This window comes from Devosia faecipullorum (assembly GCF_015158295.1).
GTDB lineage: Bacteria > Pseudomonadota > Alphaproteobacteria > Rhizobiales > Devosiaceae > Devosia > Devosia faecipullorum.
Window position 1 is genome coordinate 430,190 of sequence record NZ_JACDXV010000002.1, and the last position, 18,090, is coordinate 448,279.

General features: G+C 62.9%; 18 protein-coding genes. 11 read left to right on the forward strand and 7 right to left on the reverse strand.

Going from position 1 to position 18,090, the window contains the following annotated elements:
• Positions 1-58: 58 nt before the first annotated feature.
• The 3 genes from H0482_RS07805 to H0482_RS17010 form a co-directional block, all read right to left on the reverse strand.
• Positions 59-1,012, reverse strand: coding sequence for an acetyl-CoA carboxylase carboxyltransferase subunit alpha (locus tag H0482_RS07805; RefSeq protein WP_193729478.1), 954 nt, complete (start codon positions 1,010-1,012; stop codon positions 59-61).
• A gap of 175 nt (positions 1,013-1,187) precedes the next feature.
• The gene (locus H0482_RS07810; protein ID WP_193729479.1) at positions 1,188-2,096 is read right to left on the reverse strand and encodes a site-specific tyrosine recombinase XerD; all 909 of its coding nucleotides are present in this window, start codon (positions 2,094-2,096) and stop codon (positions 1,188-1,190) included.
• Positions 2,093-2,311, reverse strand: coding sequence for a hypothetical protein (locus tag H0482_RS17010; RefSeq protein WP_407925704.1), 219 nt, complete (start codon positions 2,309-2,311; stop codon positions 2,093-2,095). The genes H0482_RS07810 and H0482_RS17010 overlap by 4 nt, the downstream gene beginning before the upstream one ends.
• Positions 2,312-2,481: 170 nt before the next feature.
• Here H0482_RS17010 and H0482_RS07820 point away from each other — a divergent pair, with 170 nt between their 5' ends.
• Both H0482_RS07820 and aroB read left to right on the forward strand, forming a co-directional pair.
• Complete coding sequence (locus tag H0482_RS07820; RefSeq protein ID WP_193729480.1) at positions 2,482-3,075, forward strand: shikimate kinase; 594 nt, start codon at positions 2,482-2,484, stop codon at positions 3,073-3,075.
• Entirely contained in the window at positions 3,072-4,187 is a 1,116-nt protein-coding gene (gene aroB, locus H0482_RS07825) for a 3-dehydroquinate synthase (protein WP_193729481.1), read from the forward strand. The genes H0482_RS07820 and aroB overlap by 4 nt, the downstream gene beginning before the upstream one ends.
• Here aroB and H0482_RS07830 read toward each other — a convergent pair.
• Positions 4,184-4,453: a BolA family protein gene (locus H0482_RS07830; RefSeq protein WP_193729482.1), complete on the reverse strand. Its 270-nt coding sequence runs from the start codon at positions 4,451-4,453 to the stop codon at positions 4,184-4,186. The genes aroB and H0482_RS07830 overlap by 4 nt on opposite strands.
• Positions 4,454-4,494: 41 nt before the next feature.
• On the opposite strand from H0482_RS07830, the gene H0482_RS07835 reads away from it, so the two are divergent.
• The 4 genes from H0482_RS07835 to H0482_RS07850 all read left to right on the forward strand — a co-directional run bounded on the left by H0482_RS07835 (position 4,495) and on the right by H0482_RS07850 (position 9,250).
• Complete coding sequence (locus H0482_RS07835) at positions 4,495-5,118, forward strand: J domain-containing protein (protein ID WP_193729483.1); 624 nt, start codon at positions 4,495-4,497, stop codon at positions 5,116-5,118.
• A 115-nt stretch (positions 5,119-5,233) separates the two neighbouring features.
• Positions 5,234-6,217, forward strand: coding sequence for a cobaltochelatase subunit CobS (gene cobS / locus H0482_RS07840; RefSeq protein WP_193729484.1), 984 nt, complete (start codon positions 5,234-5,236; stop codon positions 6,215-6,217).
• Positions 6,218-6,374: 157 nt separating this feature from the next.
• A complete protein-coding gene (gene cobT, locus H0482_RS07845; RefSeq protein WP_193729485.1) occupies positions 6,375-8,264 on the forward strand; it encodes a cobaltochelatase subunit CobT in 1,890 nt (629 codons plus the stop codon).
• Positions 8,261-9,250: an esterase-like activity of phytase family protein gene (locus tag H0482_RS07850; protein WP_193729486.1), complete on the forward strand. Its 990-nt coding sequence runs from the start codon at positions 8,261-8,263 to the stop codon at positions 9,248-9,250. Before cobT ends, H0482_RS07850 begins: the two co-directional genes overlap by 4 nt.
• 37 nt (positions 9,251-9,287) lie before the next feature.
• On the opposite strand, the gene H0482_RS07855 is transcribed toward H0482_RS07850, so the two are convergent.
• Both H0482_RS07855 and rpmB read right to left on the reverse strand, forming a co-directional pair.
• Positions 9,288-9,923 (reverse strand): queuosine precursor transporter, encoded by a 636-nt coding sequence (locus H0482_RS07855; RefSeq protein WP_193729487.1) that lies wholly within the window; start codon positions 9,921-9,923, stop codon positions 9,288-9,290.
• A 211-nt stretch (positions 9,924-10,134) separates the two neighbouring features.
• On the reverse strand, positions 10,135-10,419 hold the full coding sequence (rpmB, locus tag H0482_RS07860) for a 50S ribosomal protein L28 (RefSeq protein WP_193729488.1): 285 nt from the start codon (positions 10,417-10,419) through the stop codon (positions 10,135-10,137).
• A gap of 242 nt (positions 10,420-10,661) precedes the next feature.
• On the opposite strand from rpmB, the gene H0482_RS07865 reads away from it, so the two are divergent.
• The 5 genes from H0482_RS07865 to H0482_RS07885 all read left to right on the forward strand — a co-directional run bounded on the left by H0482_RS07865 (position 10,662) and on the right by H0482_RS07885 (position 17,087).
• The gene (locus tag H0482_RS07865; RefSeq protein ID WP_193729489.1) at positions 10,662-11,447 is read left to right on the forward strand and encodes a DUF3108 domain-containing protein; all 786 of its coding nucleotides are present in this window, start codon (positions 10,662-10,664) and stop codon (positions 11,445-11,447) included.
• A gap of 857 nt (positions 11,448-12,304) precedes the next feature.
• Positions 12,305-15,286 carry a helicase-related protein gene (locus H0482_RS07870; protein WP_193729490.1) on the forward strand — a complete coding sequence of 994 codons (2,982 nt, stop codon included), beginning with the start codon at positions 12,305-12,307 and terminating at the stop codon, positions 15,284-15,286.
• A gap of 3 nt (positions 15,287-15,289) precedes the next feature.
• Positions 15,290-15,694, forward strand: coding sequence for an RNA-binding S4 domain-containing protein (locus H0482_RS07875; protein WP_193729491.1), 405 nt, complete (start codon positions 15,290-15,292; stop codon positions 15,692-15,694).
• Positions 15,695-15,848: 154 nt separating this feature from the next.
• A complete protein-coding gene (fdxA, locus tag H0482_RS07880) occupies positions 15,849-16,187 on the forward strand; it encodes a ferredoxin FdxA (protein ID WP_193729492.1) in 339 nt (112 codons plus the stop codon).
• 333 nt (positions 16,188-16,520) lie between these two features.
• Positions 16,521-17,087, forward strand: a complete 567-nt coding sequence (locus H0482_RS07885; RefSeq protein WP_193729493.1) for a CarD family transcriptional regulator — start codon at positions 16,521-16,523, stop codon at positions 17,085-17,087.
• Between the two features lie 134 nt (positions 17,088-17,221).
• Here the strand turns inward: H0482_RS07885 and H0482_RS07890 are convergent, their stop codons facing one another.
• Positions 17,222-18,061: a malonyl-ACP O-methyltransferase BioC gene (locus H0482_RS07890; RefSeq protein ID WP_193729494.1), complete on the reverse strand. Its 840-nt coding sequence runs from the start codon at positions 18,059-18,061 to the stop codon at positions 17,222-17,224.
• Between the last annotated feature and the right edge of the window lie 29 nt (positions 18,062-18,090).

Below are 18,090 nucleotides of genomic sequence, written 5' to 3' on the forward strand. Positions count from 1 at the left end.
CAGAAAAAACGCCGCCTCCGGAGGGAAGCGGCGTTTTTCCTGGCCAATGGTCCGAAAATCAGAGGCTGGTGCCGATGGCGAGGAATTTTTCCCGGCGGTGCTCGCGCGTTTCCAGGCGCGACCGGCCATCGAAATCCTTGAGGAAGGTGTCGATGGCGGCGCGAGTGGCATCCATGATCACGCCGTGATGGCGATGGGCGCCGCCGGCAGGCTCGGGAATGATGGCGTCGATGACGCCGAAGCCGAGCAAGTCCTGGGCGGTGATCTTCTGGGCCGTGGCCATGTCCTGGGCGCGGCCGGCATCGCGGAACAGGATCGAGGCGCCGGCTTCGGGCGAGATCACCGAATAGATGGAATTTTCCAGCATCAGCACGCGATTGGCGGTGGCAATGGCGATGGCGCCACCGGACCCGCCTTCGCCAATGACGATGGCGAGATTGGGCACACCCAGTTCCAGTCCCTTTTCGGTGGACCGGGCAATGGCCTCGGCCTGTCCGCGTTCCTCGGCGCCGATGCCGGGATAGGCGCCGGCTGTATCGACGAAGGAGAGGACCGGCAGGGAGAAGCGGTCGGCCATGTCCATGACCCGGACTGCCTTGCGATAGCCCTCGGGATTGGCCATGCCGAAATTATGCTTGAGCCTGGTCTCGGTGGAATTGCCCTTTTCCTGGCCCAGAATGGCAACGGGAATGCCGTTAAAGCGGCCGAAGCCGGCCTGCAGGGCAGCGTCCTCGCCATATTTGCGGTCACCAGCCAGCGGCTGCCATTCGGTGATGAGCGAGCGCACGTAGTCGGAGAAATGCGGGCGCTGCGGATGGCGCGCCACCTGGGTCTTCTGCCAGGGGGTGAGCTTGCGGTAGATTTCCACCAAAGCTTCGTCGGCGCGCGCGGAAAGCCGGTTCACTTCCTCGTCGATGGACACGGCCTGGTCAGCGGCCGCCAGCGACTTGAGTTCGACAATCTTGGCCTCAAGATCGGCAACCGGCTTTTCAAAATCGAGATAAGACTGCATCCCACCGCCCGTAAGGGTCTGAATTATGACGCGCAAGCGCGTGCGCTGCTGTTGCGCTCTAAAGTGGCCGGAAAGTGGCGAGGCTGCAATCGCAAGTCAAGGTTATGCGGCGAAATGGTTGGCGATTGATGGGGACGACGCTGATGCGACAGGTATCCCGCGCTTGGCCGAACCGTCAGCCGCCGGCCAGCGGATGGTGGCTTTCCACCAGATTGCGCAATTTCTCGTCCAGCACGTGGGTATAAATCTGCGTGGTGGAAATATCGGCATGACCGAGCAGCATCTGCACGACGCGCAGGTCGGCGCCGCCGGCGAGAAGGTGGCTTGCAAAGGCGTGGCGCAAAACGTGCGGAGCCACGCGGGACGCGGAAATGCCGACTTGCCCAGCCAGGGTTTTGAGGTCGCGGGCAAAGACCTGCCGGGACAAATAGCCCTCCTCGCCCTTGGCCGGGAACAGGAAGGGGCCGGGCGGCAGGGTCTTGATCCATAGTCGTACCGCGTCGCGGGCGCGGTCGTTCATCGGCACTATGCGTTCCTTGCCGCCCTTGCCCTTGACGGTAAGGAGGGCGGCGTCGCGCATCACCGCAGCACGGCGCAGGCTGACCATCTCGGAGACGCGCAGGCCCGTGGCATAGAGCATTTCGAGCAGCACATAGAGCCGCTGTGCCGAAAGCTGCTTCTGCGGGCTGGCGGGGGCATTGGCTTGTTCCTCTGCCAGGGCCAGCAGGCGATCAACTTCGGCGACGGAGAGGATTTTGGGCAGTGCCCGGCGCGATCTGGGGCTGGCAACGATCCGAGTCGGGTCATCGCCGCGCATGCCATCGGCGCAGAGGAATTTGTGGAACTGGCGGATAGCCGAAAGGCGGCGGGCCGAGGAGGAGGCGGAGAGACCCTGTTCCTTGAGATCGTCGAGCCAGGCGGTGACGGTTTCACGGGGGCATGTGAGCAGCGTCTGCTTCTGCGCGGCGACGAAGGCGGTGTAATCGGCAAGGTCGCGCCGATAGGCCTCGATCGTATTGGCCGCCGCGCCGCGTTCGGCGCTCATCATTTCGAGAAAGGCCGAGACCTGATGGGCGCCGCTCATTCCTCTGTCGCCGGAGCCGAGGTGACATTGGGCTGCGGCAATATCGTGCCGCCGCCACCCGGCGCGCCGGTTTCGCCCAACAGATCCCTTGTGGGGATGCGCTGGGTGACCTCCTTGGGCCTGACCTCGACAAAGGTCACGAGCGCGAACATGCCGGCATAGGCAAGACCGGCAAGAAACAGCAGGGTGATGAGCAAGCGAAAGAGGGTGGGCATGATCGTCCTGAGCGCCGCGTTGGGGTAAAGTCTCGAGGCAAAAGGTTGCCATCGGGTTCCCGCCGGTGAATTTGGTGGAAATGGGGGAGGCGATCAAGCCTTGGGGGCTGCGCGCTTGACAGGGCCGGTCCGGCCCGCTTGATAGCGGCGATGATCAGGGGGCGCGGCAAGTGAGCAGGACGGACGGCGGATCACGGCAGGGCCGGGCCCGGGCATTGGCCAGCAAACTGGCGGAAAAACCGCTGGTTCTGGTCGGCATGATGGGCGCGGGCAAGACCACGGTCGGCCGGCGGATTGCCAGCCGGCTGGGGCGGCAATTCGTCGACAGCGACGAGGAAATCGAGCGCGCGGCGCAGATGAGCATTCCCGAAATCTTCGAGCAGCGCGGCGAGGCCGAGTTTCGCGCCGGTGAAATGCGGGTGATTGCCCGATTGCTCAAGGAAAAGGATCTGGTGCTGGCGACCGGCGGCGGCGCCTTTGTCAGCCCCGAGACACGGAGCCTGGTCAAGGCCGAGGCGGTGTCGGTTTGGCTCAAGGCGGATCTCGACGTCCTGTTCGAGCGGGTGTCGCGGCGCTCCAACCGGCCGCTGCTCAAGACTGCCGATCCGAAGGCCACGCTCGAAAAATTGATCGCTGACCGCTATCACATCTATGCCGAGGCGGATGTGACCGTGGTGAGCCGCGACGTGCCGCAGGACAATGTGGCCAGCGACGTGGTCAATGCCGTGCTCCACTATCTCAAAAACAACCAGGACAAATCATGATCCAGATCGATCACAAGGTTCATGTCGCCCTGGACAGCCGAGCCTATGACATTCTGATCGGGCCAAGCCTGCTCGATGCGGCCGGTGCGATCCTCAAGGAGCGTTTTCCGGGCCGGAGCTACGGCATCGTCACCGATGAGAATGTCGCCAAGGCGCAATTGCCGCGGCTGGCGGCGTCGCTCGCTTCAGCGGGCCTGCAATTTGAAGTCATCATGGTGCCGGCCGGCGAAGCCAGCAAGAATTACGCCGTGCTGGAACAGGTCGTGGAAGGGCTCCTTGCCGCGCGGCTGGAGCGCGGCGACATGGTCATCGCGCTGGGCGGCGGGGTGATCGGCGATCTGGCCGGCTTTGCCGCCTCGATCACACGACGGGGCATGGATTTCGTGCAGATGCCCACCTCGCTGCTGGCGCAGGTGGATTCCTCGGTGGGCGGCAAGACCGGGATCAATTCCCCGCATGGCAAAAATCTCGTCGGCGCCTTTCACCAGCCCCGGCTGGTACTGGCCGACCTCTCGGCGCTCGACAGCCTGGACCGCCGGCAATTCGCCGCTGGCTATGCCGAAGTGGCCAAATATGGCCTGATCGACGACCCGGACTTCTTCGACTGGCTCGATGCCAATCTCGATGACATCCTTGCCGGGGGACCGGCGCGGGGAGAGGCGGTGGCCCGGTGCTGCGCGCACAAGGCCCGCGTGGTGATCGAGGACGAAAAAGAAACAGGCGTGCGTGCCCTGCTCAATCTGGGGCACACATTCGGCCATGCGCTGGAGAAGGATACCGGATATTCCGACCGGCTGCTGCATGGCGAGGGCGTCGCCATCGGCATGGTGCTGGCGCATGGCTTTTCGGCGCGGCTCGGGCTGGCGCCGGGGCAGGATCTGGGCCGGGTGTCAGCGCATCTGAAGCGCGCGGGGCTGCCCATCACTTTGGCCGATATTCCCGGCACGCTCGGCTCGACCGAACAATTGATGGCCGCCATCGCGCAGGACAAAAAAGTGCAGCGCGGGGCGCTGACCTTTATCCTGACGCGCGGGATTGGCCGGGCTTTCATCGAGAAGAATGTCGACCCGGAAAAGGTGCGCAACTATCTCGAGGAGATGCGCAACGTCTAAAGTGAGGAGGAGGGCAGCACCTCGATGGCGAGGGCGTGCACGCTGCTCTTCAATTCATCGTCAAGCGTTTCCATGACGGCACGGTGTTGCGCTACGCGGCTGAGCCCGTCAAAATCGCTGGTCGCGATTCTGATGCGGAAATGGGTTTGCACCCCCTCGAGCCAGCCGGCATGGCCGCGATGGCTTTCGGACTCGTCGATCACCTCCAGATGGAGGGGTGAGAATTTTTCGGTGAGCTTGGCTCTGATGGTGTCCGTCATGGACATGGGGCGGCTCCAATATCTGTTTGTAGGCACAATTAGGCGCAATGAAACCGCAATCCAAGCTCTTCGATTCCATCCGTGTTCGCCCGCGCCGGGAGGAAAAGCCGGAAGAGGTCACGATCAAATGCGACTGGGAAGGCTGTCAGGAGCCCGGTGAGTTCCGCGCGCCCAAGGGTGTTCGCTCGGAGGGGCAGTATCATAATTTCTGCCTCGAACATGTCCGGCACTACAATAAGGCGTTCAATTACTTTGCCGGGATGAGCCCGGAGGAACTGGACGAGGCGCTGCATGCCCCGCCCAAGGCGGAAACCCGCTCCACCTTCGCCACCGGCAATGCCAGCGCGGCGCGGGCGGCGGGGCGGCAGGCGGCGCAGCCGGGCGACAAATATGGTGACCCGTTCGGCGTCTTCGCGCGCTATCGCTATCAGCAATCCAAGCGCCCTGCGGCGGAGCGGGTGAAGCCGCTCAACGAGCCGGACCGCCGTGCGCTGGAAACCTTGGGCTTTGCCAAACATGCCAAATCCGATGAGATCAAGACCGCCTACAAGAACCTGGTCAAGTTGCACCACCCCGACGTCAATGGTGGCGATGCGTCCTCCGAGGAACGCCTGCGCTCGGTGATCGCGGCCTATAGCCACCTCAAGAAAAACGGTTTCGTGGTCCGCTGAACCATGCCGGGCCGGCAGCGGCCGGCGATGATGGCGAGGCTACCCGCCTTGTTACAATGCTGCTATAGAGCCTCCCGCCGTCCCTTAAGCCTTCTTCCTTTTCAAGAGCCTTGCCATGACTGAATTCGCCAATCTGCCCGACACCGAATACAAGGCGCGGGATCTGTTCGGCATCGACACCGATATGGTGGTGATGGGCTATAAGGAACGCACCAGCCATGTGCCGCCGGTCGACCCCGACTACCTCTTCGACCGCAATACCACGCTCGCGATCCTGGCCGGCTTCCAGCATAATCGCCGCGTCATGGTGCAGGGCTATCACGGCACCGGCAAGTCCACCCATATCGAGCAGGTGGCGGCGCGGCTGAACTGGCCGCTGGTCCGCGTCAATCTCGACAGCCATGTCAGCCGTATCGACCTCGTCGGCAAGGACGCGATCGTGCTCAAGGACGGCAAGCAGATCACCGAATTCCGCGACGGCATCCTGCCCTGGGCAGTGCAGAACAATGTGGCGCTGGTGTTCGACGAATATGACGCGGGACGCCCGGACGTGATGTTCGTGATCCAGCGCGTCCTCGAGCAATCGGGCCGGCTGACCCTGCTCGACCAGAACCGCGTCATCATTCCGCATCCGGCCTTCCGGCTGTTCTCGACCACCAATACGATCGGGTTGGGCGACACGTCGGGCCTCTATCACGGCACCCAGCAGATCAATCAGGGCCAGATGGACCGCTGGTCCATCGTCACCACGCTCAATTATCTGCCCCATGACAAGGAAGTCGGCATCGTCCTCGCCAAGAACAAAAGCTATGGCGAAAGCGAGAAGGGCAGAAAGCAGATTTCCAATATGGTGCGGCTCGCCGATCTCACCCGCTCTGCCTTCATCAATGGCGATATTTCCACGGTGATGAGCCCGCGCGGCGTCATCACCTGGGCCGAGAATGCGGTCATTTTCGGCGGCGATATCGGTTTTGCCTTCCGCCTCACCTTCCTCAACAAATGCGACGAACTCGAACGCCCGGTGGTGGCCGAATTCTATCAGCGCGTGTTCGGCGAAGACCTGCCGGAAAGCTCCGCCAATCTGGCGGTGATGGCGTAAGTAACTCCTCCCGGCTTTGCCGGGAGCCCCCTCATCCGGCCCTGCGGGCCACCTTCTCCCAGAGGGGCGAAGGGACCGCTTTGGCCGTCCAGACGCCGAACTAGGCCCGCGCCCCTACGGGGAGAGGGTTGGGGTGAGGGGTCTTCCGGATCAGACCATGGCAAACCCTCCGCGCAGCAAAGCCAACAAGCCCGATCAGACCCAGGCCTTCAAATCGGCCATGGGTGCGACGGTGCGCGCCATTGGCGGCAAGGCGGAGCTGGAGGTCAGTTTCACCGCCGACCGGCCGCTGCTCACCTCGGACCGGGCGCGGCTGGCCAATCTGCCGCGCCTGCCGACCCGGCGCGACATTGCCATTGCCCGCGGACAGGGCGACGCCATGGCCATGCGGCTGGCCAGCCATGATCCAGACAGCCATCGCAAGCGTGCGCCCATGGATCCGCAGGCGCGCGCCGCCTTCGACGCATTGGAGCAGGCGCGGGTGGAATCGCTCGGCGTTCTGCGCATGCCCGGCATGGGCGGCAATATCCACGAAATGCTGGAAGACCGGCTGTTTCGCGCGAATTTCGCCGAAGTCGATGCCAAGGACGATGCGCCCCTGGCTGAAGCCCTGGGGCTGATGCTGCGCGAGAAACTGGCCGGTGTCGCCGTGCCGCCATCGGGCCACGCGCTGGTCGACCTCTGGCGCGGCGAGATCGAGAGCCGGGCGGGCACCTCGCTCGACGCGCTGCTGGGCGCCTATGAGAACCAGGACGACTTTGCCCGCGCCGCCAAGGCCGTGCTGCGTGACCTCAATCTGATCGCCGAAAGCGATATGGATGATGCCTCCGAGGGCGAAGAGGACAGCACCGAGGACAGCCAGCCCGAGCAGGCGCAGGGCTCCGACCAGGCGCCCGAACAGGGCGACGGCGAGAGCGAGCAATCCCAGTCCGACGAGGACCAGCAGGCCGGAGAGAGCGAAGAGGCCGGCGATGTCGAAGGCATGGAAGCCGATATGGCCGATGCCGACGAGAATGCCGAAGCCGAGGCGGGCGAAGATGCGCCGATGCCGCCACCGGCCCGCGACGGCGGCACCCAGCTTTCCAACCAGTTCAACTACAAGGTGTTCACCACCAAGTTCGACGAGATCGTCAAGGCGGCCGAATTGTGCCCGCCCGATGAACTGGACCAATTGCGCGCCCTGTTGGACAAGCAGCTGGAAAATCTCGCCGGGGCGGTGGCGCGGCTCGCCAACAAGCTGCAGCGGCGCCTGATGGCCAAGCAGAACCGGAGCTGGCAGTTCGACCTCGAGGAAGGGCTGCTCGACACGGCGCGCCTGACGCGCGTGGTGACCGATCCCTTGCAGGCGCTGAGCTTCAAGGTCGAGAACGATACCGATTTTCGCGATACCGTGGTGACGCTGCTGATCGACAATTCCGGCTCGATGCGCGGCAGGCCGATTACCATCGCGGCCATTTGCGGCGACATTCTCGCCCGCACCCTGGAGCGGTGCGGAGTGAAGGTGGAAATTTTGGGCTTCACCACCCGCGCCTGGAAGGGCGGCAAGAGCCGCGAAGCCTGGCTGGAGGCCAATCGGCCGGCCAATCCGGGCCGGGTCAACGATATTCGCCACATCATCTATAAGGCGGCAGACGAACCCTGGCGTCACGCGCGGCGCAATCTCGGGCTGATGATGCGCGAGGGACTGCTCAAGGAAAATATCGATGGGGAGGCGCTCGAATGGGCACGCAAGCGGCTGATGGCCCGGCCCGAGCAGCGCCGCATCCTGATGGTCATCTCCGATGGCGCGCCGGTCGATGATTCCACCCAGAGCGTCAATGCCGGCAATTATCTCGAAGCCCATCTCCGCCAGGTGATCGAAGACATCGAAACGCGCTCGCCCATTCAATTGGTGGCGGTCGGCATCGGCCATGACGTGACCCGCTATTACCGGCGCGCGGTGACGCTGCTCGATGCCGAAGAGCTGGCCGGGGCATTGACCGACGAATTGGCGGCCTTGTTCGACGAGGAAATGCCGGCGCAGGCGCGGCGAAGAGGCAGGGGATGAAGAGGCCCACCGCGCTCGCTCTGCTGCTATTGACCCTTTCCGGTCAGGCCGGTGCGGTGGAAGCGACGGTGAGCGCGGCGCAGATCCAGAGTTTTCGGGGCGCATCGGTCGGCGAGCGCGTCGACCAGCTGATCTTTCGCGGCGGCATGACGCTGCAAAGTCCAGACGATACCTTTGGCGGACTGTCCAGCATCAGCCAGACCGGCGCCGAACAGCGCATTGCCTTCGTGAGCGATCGCGGCCATTTCGTTTCCGGCCAATTGGCCTATGACGAGGCTGACCGGCTGTTCGGCTTTATCGGCGTCACCATCGAGCCGCTGCAAAATTCATCCGGCCAGATATTGCCGCGCCAATATGCGCGCGATGCCGAAGGCATGGATACGATCTGGCGGGATGGCGCGGCGGTGGGCGTGCGGGTGAGTTTCGAGCACCTGACGCGGGTGGCTGATTTTACCATTCATGAAGGGCGTCCGGGCGGTCCGGCGCGCGAAGTGGCGATCCCGCAATGGCTCACCGATCTGCGCACCAATGAATCGCTGGAATCGATCTGTATCGCGCCGTCGGCCTCGCCCGTTGCCGGCTCGACCATCCTCATCACCGAGGAGGCGCTGGATGAGAACGGCAATCATCGCGGCGAAATGCTGGGCGTGAGGGACAAAGGGCCGTTCACCTATCGCAATTCGCCCATCGTCAATCCCACCGATTGCGCCTTCCTGCCCAATGGCGACCTGCTGGTGCTGGAGCGCGGCGTCTCGCTCTTCAGCTTCGTGATGAACCTGCGGCGGGTTCCGGCCGCTGAAGTACGGCCCGGCAATTTGCTGGCGGGTGAATTGCTGCTGTCGGCCCAGGGTGGCGAAATCGACAATATGGAAAGCCTGATGGTGCATGTAACGCCGGGTGGCGAAACGCGCATCCTCATGGGGTCGGACAACAATTTCAACGGCTGGCAGCGCACCATGCTCCTCGAATTCGCGCTGCCGGACTGAGCCTTCCCCTTTCCTGGAGGATGGGAAGGCTTGTGTCCTATGCCGCTGCCGGCAGCCGGCGCAGCACCAGGTCGCGAATGGTTTTATAGGGCGCGAGCATCAGCACCGCCATGATCAGCTTGACCAGGAAATCCCCCAGCGCCAGCGATTGCCAGAGCTCGACCTCCTGTCCGATCCCCAGTAGCGGCGCCGGGAAGGCGAGCGAAGAATCCTCCATGCCAAAATAGGCGTCGATGCCGGCAAAGGCGGGCGCCATGGCGAGGGAGAAAAAGATCGCCGTGTCCAGCGCCGAGGAGAAAAGCGAGGAGAACATCGGTGCGTGCCACCATGGCCCATGGCGCAGGCGGTGGAAGATGGACACGTCGAGCAATTGCGCGACGAGAAAGGCCGAGCCCGAGGCAATGGCGATGCGGGGCGTGGCCAGCCAGATGGACAATATGACCGCCACGACGAAGCCGGACAGCACGACAAGGCGGGTCTTTTGCGGTCCGAAGGCGCGGTTGGAAAGATCGGTAACGAGGAAGGCGACCGGATAGGTGAAGGCGCCCCAGGTCAGAATGTCACCGATATGGACGCCGGCAAGGGTCAGATCGACCGGATATTGCACGAGAATATTGGAGGCGGCGACTACGGCCGCCATGGCGGCCAGCGCTACCAGCAAGCGAGACAGCATCAGACTGTACCTTTGTTGGGTGCGACCGGCAGGAGACCGGAGCACCGTTGAGAGGGAGAGGCGAGGCCTCGTCCTTTGGGCGTCACCCCCGGGGTTCGATCCGGGGGAGATTTAAGTCGACCGCTCTGCCGGATGCTTCTTGATAAGGGACCGGCAAAACAAAACCGCGCGGAGCAGGCTCCACGCGGTCGAAAATCTAGCAGGAAATCGATCAGGCGGCGAGAGCGGCGCGGATTTCCTTCTTGATGCCCTGAGCCAGCGGGCTCAGATCGGCATCATCCTGCTTGAGCAGGAAAGCATCGAGGCCGCCGCGGTGCTCGACCGAACGCAGGGCCGCAGCCGAGATGCGCAGCTTGACCGAGCGGTTCAGCGCGTCCGAGAGCAGCGTCACGTTGACGAGATTGGGGAGAAAGCGGCGGCGGGTCCGGTTGAGAGCGTGGGAAACATTGTTGCCCACCATCACACCCTTGCCGGTGAGTTCGCAGCGACGTGCCATTTTTCGAAATCCTGTTTGTGTAAAGGTCCTCACGTGGCGGGCGATCCCGCAACGGGCCTCGATTGTGGTGAAATCTGGCGGTTCTTTAGAGAATAGGGCCCGCTCCGTCAAGCCGAAGGGCGCTTCAAAGGCCCGCGAGTGCCTTGCGCGGCGCATGAGGGGACGGCAATTTGACTGGATAAAGTGATTCGTCTCGCCCCGACATGTCCGCCGGCGGGAACATGCAGCCGAGAAATACTGTCTTGATCCGTTCCGCCCTGAGCCTGCTGGCCGCCAGCTTTGTCCTTTTCGCCCCGTCCGTCTTCGCCGCGCCGGTCGATGCCCGGGTCAGTTATGTGGTGACCGTCGGCGGGATCAATGTGGCGCTGGTCGATATTGATTTCGATGACGATGGGCGGCGCTATGGCTTCGATCTGTCGGCGCGGGTGACGGGGCTTGCCAATGTGGTGGCGAGCGGCACCGCCAAAGTCAGCGCCAGCGGCGCCTCGGCGGGAGGGAGCCTGCAATCGGAGCGGTTCGCGCTTGAAACGCGCGCCAATGGCGAAAATTTCAAGGTCGATGTCGGATTTTCCGGCCGCAATGTCTCCTCCTTCCAGGTTACTCCGCCGATTGTCGACACCTATGACCGGGTGCCGCTCGAGCGTGTCCATCTTACTGGGGTGGGCGACTTCCTCTCCGCCTTCGTTCTCAAGGGCCGGGAACTGGACAAAGGGCTTTGCGAACGCGAATTCAAGATTTTCACCGGCGTCGAGCGCTTCAATATCCGCATGGGCTTTCTTGATCGGGACGAAGCGACATCGCCGCGCACCGGCTATCAGGGGCCGCTTGTGGCTTGCTCGGTAAAGTATCAGCCGATTTCCGGACATTTCGACAGCTCGGAAATGACGCAATATCTGGCCGATAACAGCCGGATCATCCTGTGGTACGCGCCGCTCGGCGCTTCGGGGTATTTTGTCCCCTATCGCGTCAATATCGGCACCAGCATGGGCGATCTGTCCATCGTGCTGACCAATAGCCGGGTCGAATAGAACTGTCTCGCTTGGGGACGGTCAACGGCTTTTTTGACAATTTTTCTCGCTTTTCGCAGCGCAAATGCGCCCTTTCGCGGTTAACGCCAGCGACAGGTTTGGTAACGCCCTTGCGCAGGATTTCGTGAACAAATTGTCGATTTCGGCAGAATTTACCCAAAATTTACCGAGTTGAACGCGCGCATGCCGCGCCATGCGGGGCTTGTCATCCGGCTGGTGTTGCGCGGGCCCCGCGCCTACCAGCATTGGTGGAGAACAAAGCGGCATTGCCCCATTCGCCCCGATTCTGTCCCTGTTCGTTCCGGGTCTGGTCGCAGTGTTAATCGCGCGGGCAGTTTTATTATCCGGTTGTCTCCCGATGGGACAGCAGTCGGTTTCTGGCAGCGGCAAGCGCCTCTAGGACCCTGAGGACGCTGACTTGAGGGATACGGAAGGGCCGGTCTCTGTCCCATAGCGGCACGTCAATGCTGTTTTTTATGAACGTCTTGCGCCGGAAGGCCGGCACGGTGGGCTTATGAGGATAAACGGACAAAAAAATCTACGTTCTGTCGGCATTTACCGGGCCTTCACCTTTGGCGGATTTGGCACCATTTTTACCGGATCGAAACCAAGTTGAACGAGATTTCTTCCATTGGGCGGCTTCGCGCGGTCGGCTTGTATGGCCGAAATTGTGCGCCACCACATCTGGTAGGGAACGAAGCCGGATTTGCTGATTCTCGCCGATTCGATGCTGTTTCGTTTCCTCTTGGTTCCGTAAATTAAGTCTCGTGGCAAAAAGGCGGCAGCTTTGTCCTTTGTCGGGACAATTGCGCGCCGGCCCTCGCAAGCGCGGCGCCAATTGCCTAGATAGAGGCACGATGACTTTCGCACCCTCCCATTCGGTCAAGGCGATTCTCGGCCCGACCAATACCGGCAAGACCTATTTCGCCATCGAGCGCATGTTGGCCCATCCCACCGGGATGATCGGCCTGCCGCTGCGCCTGTTGGCACGGGAGGTCTATCACCGCGTGGTAGAGCGGGTCGGCGAGCAGGCGGTGGCCCTGGTGACGGGCGAAGAGCGCATCGTGCCGGCCAAGCCGCGCTATTGGGTGGCGACGGTGGAAGCCATGCCGATGGATATTCGCGTCGATTGCGTGGCGGTGGACGAAATCCAGACCGCCATCGATTTCGACCGTGGCCATGTGTTTACAGAGCGGATCCTCAAGGCGCGCGGCTTTCACGAAACCCTGCTGCTCGGCTCGGCAACCATGGCGGGCGTGGTCAAGAAACTGATCCCCCATGCCGAAATCATCGAGCGGCCACGCTTTTCACAATTGACCTATTCGGGGTCCAAGAAAATCTCGCGGCAGCCGCCGCGCTCGGCCATCGTCGCCTTTTCGGCGCGCCAGGTCTATGCGATCGCCGAACTGATCCGGCGCGAGCGGGGCGGCGCGGCGGTGGTGATGGGGGCATTGAGCCCGCGCACCAGAAACGCGCAGGTTGATCTTTATCAGAATGGCGACGTCGATTTCCTGGTGGCAACCGACGCTATCGGCATGGGTCTCAATCTGGACATCCACCATGTCGCCTTTGCCGACGATACCAAATTCGACGGACATCAGAGCCGGCCGCTGACCCCGGCCGAACTGGGCCAGATCGCCGGGCGGGCCGGGCGGCACCGGCACAATGGCACGTTCGGCGTGACCGGGGGCACCGAGGGCTTCGATGAAGAATTGGTGGTGCAGCTCGAAACCCATGATTTCGAGCCGGTGCGGCAGGTGCAATGGCGCAATAGTGTGCTGGATTTTTCGTCCATCGAGCGGTTGCGCGCGGCGCTGGAGGTGACGCCCGAGGACCGCACACTGACCCGGGTGCCCATTGCCACCGACCAGATGGCGCTGGAATTTCTGGCGCGCAACGAGGCCGGCGCCTTGGCGCGCGGCCACGAAGCGGTCAAACTGCTCTGGGAATGTTGCCAGATTCCCGATTATCAAGGGATTTCTCCGGCTGCGCATGGCGAAATCGTTACCCGTATCTTTTCGGATTTGAGACGAATTGGACGGGTCAGCGAAGACTGGATTGCCGAGCAGGTGCGGTTTTGCGACAATGGGGAGGGCGACATTGACACACTCAGCAATCGGATCAAGCAGATCCGGACCTGGACCTTTGTCGCCAACCGCAAAAACTGGCTTGAAGACCCTGCATATTGGCGCGACAAGACACGGGATATTGAAGACCGCCTGAGTGACGCTCTGCATGAGCGCCTCACCCAGCGCTTCGTTGATCGGCGCACGAGCGTCTTGCTCCGCCACCTGAAAGACAAACGTATGGTATCTCCCGAAATCAATGAACGTGGCGAAGTCCGGCTGGAAGGCCATTTGATCGGCACGCTCGAAGGCTTCCGCTTTTCCCTGGCGCGCGCTGATGGCGAACTGGATGCCAAGGGGCTGCGCACCGCCGCCGATTCGGTAGTGGCGCCGGAGATACACAATCGCGCCGACCGCCTGAGCGGTTCGCCGAATGAAGAATTCGTGCTGGCCACCGATGGAAGGCTGCGCTGGCGCGGGGAAGTCATTGCCGAACTGGCGGAGGGCGACAGCCTCTACCGTCCGCGCATCATCATTCTGGCCGACGAGACGCTGACAGGGCCGGATCTCGAACGGGTGCAGGACCGGCTGATGCTGTGGCTGCGCCACCATATCAATACCGTGCTCGAACCCGTCATGTCGCTGGAAGCGCCGGCTGATATCGAAGGGACGGCACGGGGACTGACCTATCAGCTCCATGAGCATCTGGGCCTGTTGCCACGCCACGAAGTGGCTGAGGCGGTCAAAGGGCTGGATCAGGATCTGCGCGGCAAGCTGCGCAAGCTGGGCATCAAGTTCGGCGCCTACCACATTTATCTGCCGCTTTCGCTCAAGCCGGCCCCCCGCGAGCTGGCGCTGATTCTGTTCGCGTTGAAGCATGGTGGTGTGCGCCAGCCCGGCGTGACCGACATTCCCCATATTGTTCTTTCGGGACGCACCTCGTTCCTGGTCGATCCCGAGGTCGATACGCGCCTTTACGAAACCGCCGGCTTCAAGGTGGCGGGCAAGCGGGCGGTGCGCGTCGATATTCTCGAACGCCTGGCCGATATTATCCGTCCGCTGATCGCGCTCGATGCCAGCCGCCCTTATGCGGGCGAATTGCCGGCGGGCGCAGCGGAGGGCAACGGTTTCCGCGTCACGGTGGAAATGACCAGCCTGCTGGGCTGTTCGGGCGAGGATTTCGCCTCGATCCTGACCTCGCTGGGCTATCGGGTTCGCCGGACGCCCAAGGCCGCTGCGCCTCTGGCCTCGACCGAAGCGCTGCCGGAAATGGCTGCGGAAGCGCCTGCATCCGAACAGGTGCCAACGGGTGATGAGGCAGGCACGGAAGTGGCTGTCGAGGTCGTCGCGGCCGTTGAGGCAACGCAGATGGAGCCCGTCGCGGAAGGCGATGCGCCCGAGGCTTTGCCCGTCGAAATCGCTGCCGACCCGGCGGTCCCGGCCGAGCCCGAATTCGACGAGGTCTGGTTCCCCGGTCGCCGCAACAATGATCAGCGTCGCCATGAGCCGCGCGGACGCAAGGAAGCCGAGGGCGAAGGGCGGCAGAGCCGGCGCAACGAGCGCCCGCGGCACGATCGCGGCCCGCGCCGGCCCGAAGGCGAGGGACGCCCCGCTGGTGGCCGGCCCAATGGCAAGGGGCGCGAGGAAGCCCGCACCCGTCCCGACAAGGGAGAGCAGAAGGAGCGCCGTCCGCAGCGCGAAGAGCGCAAGCCGGTCTTTGATCCCGACAGCCCCTTTGCGGCGCTTGCCGCGTTGCGCGGCAAGTCGGAGTAGGGTTTGACAGGGCCGGGGGAAACGCTTCGCAAGGAGCGGCTCGATCGGTTCCTGTTCTTCTCGCGCGCCGTCAAATCGAGGACCCTGGCGCAAAAGATCATCGAAACTGGCGCCATTCGCGTCAATTCGGAAAAAACCGCCCGCACTGACCACAGGGTCGGCGCGGGCGATGTGCTGACCATGTCGATCCAGGGCCGCATTCTGGTCTGGCGCATCCTCGATCCGGGGTCCCGCCGTGGTCCGGCCAGCGAAGCGCAGGGGCTTTACGAGGACATGTCTCCGCCCATGCCGCCGAAGTCGGAGCGCTCGCCCTATGAGACGGCGATCGCCGAACGTCCGCCTGGCGCTGGCCGACCGACCAAGAAAGAGCGCCGGGACACAGACAATCTGCGGGGCGGCGACCAATAGGCATAGAGTTTCAAGCTGGGCGCAGGCTGCGCCAAAGCGTCCCCCGCCGCGCCCTTGCAGCGCGCCGGAAAAGGGTTTAGCACCGGTCCTGTTGAGACAGGTGGCTTGATCCTCCCAGCGGATCGGCTGCGCATGGACGGGATTGCCTGCCAGAATGACCTATATCGTCACCGACAATTGCATCGCCTGCAAATATACCGACTGTGTCGAGGTCTGTCCGGTCGATTGCTTCTATGAAGGCGAGAACATGCTGGTCATTCACCCCGATGAGTGCATCGATTGCGGCGTGTGTGAGCCTGAATGCCCGGCCGAGGCGATCAAGCCGGATACGGAAAGCGGGCTGGACGACTGGCTGGAACTCAATCGCAAGTTCGCCGCCATCTGGCCGAACCTCACCGAGCGCCGCGATCCCTTGCCCGAGGCCAAGGAAAAGGACGGCGAATCCGGCAAGCTGGCGAAATATTTTTCCGAGGAAGCCGGCGAAGGCGACTGACCCGATCGGCGGGCTTGTCACGGTTCCACCACACGTAGCTGCCCGTTGGGCGGCCGTCTGCTGCTGGCCTGATTCGTTCCTTTTGATTCTGCTGAAAAATTGTGCTATGGTCCAACAATATGCAGTTGAGCCCGTCACCCAGTCCGTGCCGAAAGGCACGATTTTTTTGACAGACATCGTTTGAAGTTCATGGCTTCCGGACAAAGCGGACCCGGACGGCCCTGAGGCTTACTGCCCAGCAAGCGCCCATGACCGGGCGTCCACGAGTTAGAAATGGCGGGTCCTTGCCGCAAGGAACCGGCCATTTGGGGCGTCAATAAGGAGTTCCAGCATATGGTAGCCAAGAAGCAGCAGCAGCGGCTCGGGTTCAAGACGGGCGAATATGTCGTTTATCCGGCCCATGGCGTCGGCGTGGTTGTCGCCATCGAAGAGCAGGAAGTTGCTGGCCTCGTTCTTGAGCTGTTCGTCATCAGCTTTGAACAGGACAAGCTGACGCTGCGCGTGCCCGTGGCCAAGGTGAAGTCCGTCGGCATGCGCAAGCTGGCCGAAGAGGAAGAGATTACCAAGGCGCTGGAAACCGTGACGGGCCGCGCCCGCGTCAAGCGCACCATGTGGTCGCGCCGCGCGCAGGAATACGAAGCCAAGATCAATTCCGGCGACCTGATCGCGATCTCCGAAGTGGTGCGTGACCTTTACCGTTCCGAAGACCAGCCCGAGCAGTCCTATTCGGAACGCCAGCTGTTTGAACAGGCCATGGACCGCATGAGCCGGGAAGTCGGCGCCGTACGCAAGCTGACGCTGACCGAAGCCGTGCAGCTGATCGAAAAGCAACTCGCCAAGAGCCCGAAGCGGACCAAGGCCGATGCGGCCGAAGCCGAAAGCGACGAGGAAGCTGCGTAAGCGCGCCCTTTGCCGTATTTGTGAAAAAGGCCGGTGGAGACGCCGGCCTTTTTTGTGGCATTCGGCATCGTGCTACCGATGATGACAGGTCAATATCGGTAAGTTGGAGGCGCTGGTGCGAGCCTGCGTCAGTGTTATCGTCTGCCCTGCGGCTTGCCGAGGACGTCGCTCATGCTGACTTTGGCGCTGCCGGGCCGCAAGGGCTTCTGCTGGCTTTCATGCGGCGCCCAGCCGGCGAGCCAGACGATTTCCAGCGTGGCGCGGATGCGGCCATCCGCGTCACTGTCGCGCTCGGCATAGGCGTTGGCGGCGGCGACGAGCAGCGTCCGGGTGGCAAAGCGTTTCGGCCGGTCCCATAGCGGATTGGATGCGCCCAGGGCCTTGAGCTCGGCCATCAGTGCCACGGGGTTCGCATAGCGGACGCAATGGGTTTCGACATCGGCGACAGGCAGGGCGAAGCCGGCGCGTTGCAGGAGACCACCGGCGTCGCGCACCTGCGCCATTGGCGCCACGCGCGCCGACGCGCCGCCGGACACGGCGAGATCGGCGGCAAGGAAAGCCTCGCGCAGCTCGGTGAGGCTTTCGCCACCGATAAAGGCCGCCAGCAGGAGGCCGTCGGGGCGAAGCCGCTGGCGCAACCGCGCCAGATGGCCGGGCACGTCATTGACGGTCTGCAAGTGCAGCAACGAGACGACAAGATCATGCTCGCCATCTGGCAGGGCGGGAAAATCCGTGTTGTCGAAGGCGTCGACACGTTGGGCAATGATGGGGCCATTGGCGGAATACAGGCGTTCCGGCAGCGTTTCGGCATCGGGGCCGATGAGGATGGCCCGCGAAAAGTCCCTTTTATAGGCGCCGAGCCGGTCGGCCAGATCGTCCAGCACCAGATCGCGCATGAAATTATCGCGGCTTTTGCGGCGCGAGAGATTGCGATGGATCTGGGCGGCGTCGAAGAGCTTGGGAGGGCTGGACATGGAAGGGGCTTTCGCCGGGGCCGGAGCGT

What these genes read in the sequence shown, in the direction of transcription:
- H0482_RS07805 (WP_193729478.1), bottom strand. Translation starts at nt 1,012, where the DNA reads ATGCAGTCTTATCTCGATTTTGAAAAGCCGGTTGCCGATCTTGAGGCC.
- H0482_RS07810 (WP_193729479.1), bottom strand. Translation starts at nt 2,096, where the DNA reads ATGAGCGGCGCCCATCAGGTCTCGGCCTTTCTCGAAATGATGAGCGCC.
- H0482_RS17010 (WP_407925704.1), bottom strand. Translation starts at nt 2,311, where the DNA reads ATGCCCACCCTCTTTCGCTTGCTCATCACCCTGCTGTTTCTTGCCGGT.
- aroB (WP_193729481.1), top strand. Translation starts at nt 3,072, where the DNA reads ATGATCCAGATCGATCACAAGGTTCATGTCGCCCTGGACAGCCGAGCC.
- H0482_RS07830 (WP_193729482.1), bottom strand. Translation starts at nt 4,453, where the DNA reads ATGTCCATGACGGACACCATCAGAGCCAAGCTCACCGAAAAATTCTCA.
- H0482_RS07835 (WP_193729483.1), top strand. Translation starts at nt 4,495, where the DNA reads ATGAAACCGCAATCCAAGCTCTTCGATTCCATCCGTGTTCGCCCGCGC.
- cobS (WP_193729484.1), top strand. Translation starts at nt 5,234, where the DNA reads ATGACTGAATTCGCCAATCTGCCCGACACCGAATACAAGGCGCGGGAT.
- cobT (WP_193729485.1), top strand. Translation starts at nt 6,375, where the DNA reads ATGGCAAACCCTCCGCGCAGCAAAGCCAACAAGCCCGATCAGACCCAG.
- H0482_RS07850 (WP_193729486.1), top strand. Translation starts at nt 8,261, where the DNA reads ATGAAGAGGCCCACCGCGCTCGCTCTGCTGCTATTGACCCTTTCCGGT.
- H0482_RS07855 (WP_193729487.1), bottom strand. Translation starts at nt 9,923, where the DNA reads ATGCTGTCTCGCTTGCTGGTAGCGCTGGCCGCCATGGCGGCCGTAGTC.
- rpmB (WP_193729488.1), bottom strand. Translation starts at nt 10,419, where the DNA reads ATGGCACGTCGCTGCGAACTCACCGGCAAGGGTGTGATGGTGGGCAAC.
- H0482_RS07870 (WP_193729490.1), top strand. Translation starts at nt 12,305, where the DNA reads ATGACTTTCGCACCCTCCCATTCGGTCAAGGCGATTCTCGGCCCGACC.
- fdxA (WP_193729492.1), top strand. Translation starts at nt 15,849, where the DNA reads ATGACCTATATCGTCACCGACAATTGCATCGCCTGCAAATATACCGAC.
- H0482_RS07885 (WP_193729493.1), top strand. Translation starts at nt 16,521, where the DNA reads ATGGTAGCCAAGAAGCAGCAGCAGCGGCTCGGGTTCAAGACGGGCGAA.
- H0482_RS07890 (WP_193729494.1), bottom strand. Translation starts at nt 18,061, where the DNA reads ATGTCCAGCCCTCCCAAGCTCTTCGACGCCGCCCAGATCCATCGCAAT.